Origin of the sequence: Aeromonas sp. ZOR0002 (assembly GCF_963866995.1) — a bacterium.
In the GTDB taxonomy this organism is placed as follows: Bacteria; Pseudomonadota; Gammaproteobacteria; order Enterobacterales; family Aeromonadaceae; genus Aeromonas; species Aeromonas caviae.
The window spans coordinates 17,704-19,266 of record NZ_CAWMFQ010000208.1; the positions used below are offsets into that span (position 1 = coordinate 17,704).

At 61.6% G+C, this 1,563-nt stretch carries 1 protein-coding gene; it reads left to right on the forward strand.

Going from position 1 to position 1,563, the window contains the following annotated elements:
• On the forward strand, nucleotides 1-1,096 hold a 1,096-nt coding region (locus AACR77_RS12430), incomplete at its 5' end, for a phospholipase D-like domain-containing protein (RefSeq protein WP_042881911.1).
• Between the last annotated feature and the right edge of the window lie 467 nt (nucleotides 1,097-1,563).

Consider the following 1,563-nt stretch of genomic DNA (forward strand, 5'->3'; position numbering starts at 1 on the left):
GGCCCGGCGCGGAGTGGTGGTGCAACTGCTCATCGACGATCTCTACGGCGGGGAGAACCGCTTTCTGGAGGCGGTGGCGGCGGAACCGGGCATCGAGGTACGCCTGTTCAACCCCTTCTGGTTGCGGGGCTGGCGTCCCCTTACCTTGCTGCTGGAAGGGGTGCTGAGCTTTCGCCGCATCAACCACCGGATGCACAACAAGCTGCTGCTGGTGGATGGCAGCCAGGCGGTGATCGGCGGGCGCAACATCGGTGATCGTTACTTCGGGCTGGGAATGTCGCCTCACTTCATCGACCTGGATCTGCTCTGCCGCGGCCCCCTCTGTCAGCAGGCCGAGCAGGGGTTCGCGCTGTTCTGGCACAGTCGCTGGAGCCACCCGGTCCGTCGCCTGTTGAGACGCCCCTTGCTGCCAGCCGAAACCCGGGCCCTGAACGACTTCCTGCTGACCCTGACCGACCCCGCCATGGCGGCCGCCTATGATCTGCCGGCCACTCTGTTTGATGAGTGCCCCGTTCCCCTTTGCTGGCATCCCGGGCGAGGGCAGTGCTGGTTCGATCGCCCCGGCAAGGGGCTGGTCGCCCGGCCGACCACGGCGCCCCTGCTGGGACGCATGCTGGCGAGCAATCAGGGGGCCCTGAGGTTGGTGAGCCCTTACCTGATCCTGACTCGGGGGCTGCGTCGCCGGCTCAAGGGGCAGCGACGGCAGGGGGTCGACATCGAGATCCTGACCAACTCCCTGGCCAGCACGGACGTGCCCCTGGTCTATGGCGCCTATCGACGTCACCGTCCCTGGCTCGAGCATCAGGGGATCACCCTGTTCGAGCTGACGACGGAGGCGTTCAGTCTGCATGCCAAGCTGATCCTGATGGGGAAGGAGGAGGCGCTGCTCGGCAGTTTCAACCTGGATCCCCGCTCCCTGATGCTCAACACCGAGCTGATGCTGCACCTCCATAGCCCGACGCTGTGCGACGAGTTGCAGCAACTCATCGATGGCTGGTTGCAGCAGGCCGTGCACCCGGTGGTGGCGTCCCCCTCTGCATGGCGGCGCCTGCTGGCGCAATTGAGCGATTGGTTACCTTTGCATCGTTGGTTGTGAGTGGGATCCGCCTTGTGCGAGATCTCGCAAAGCCTTGTGCGTCTTCGAGGATAACGTTTGCCATCCAAAGACGGGACTGGATTGTATAGTATTGTTTTTAATAGATTTATATTAAGAGTGCAGTAACAATCCAGGGGCCTCGACTGCATAGAGGTGCGTGTAGAACGGTTTTTTATTTTATTTAACTGCGTAGTATCTCGAGTGCAAGGACAAACACGGCGGCTGGTCTGCCGTGTGGGTGACGGCAACAGGGGAAATGGGCCAACCGGATTGCTCCGGCAGGCGAGGCGGATCGGGAGCGGAAACCCGTGATGCCAGACAGACCCCCGTGGTTGCGGGAGCCCAATATGGAACATGCTATTTGCGAGGGGGTGACATGCGAATGTTGCCCCATTTTTTTATGCCCGCCGTCCGTTTGCCCAATCAAAAAGGCTATGTCCCAATTACGTGTTGCATGGGGCGCCCCA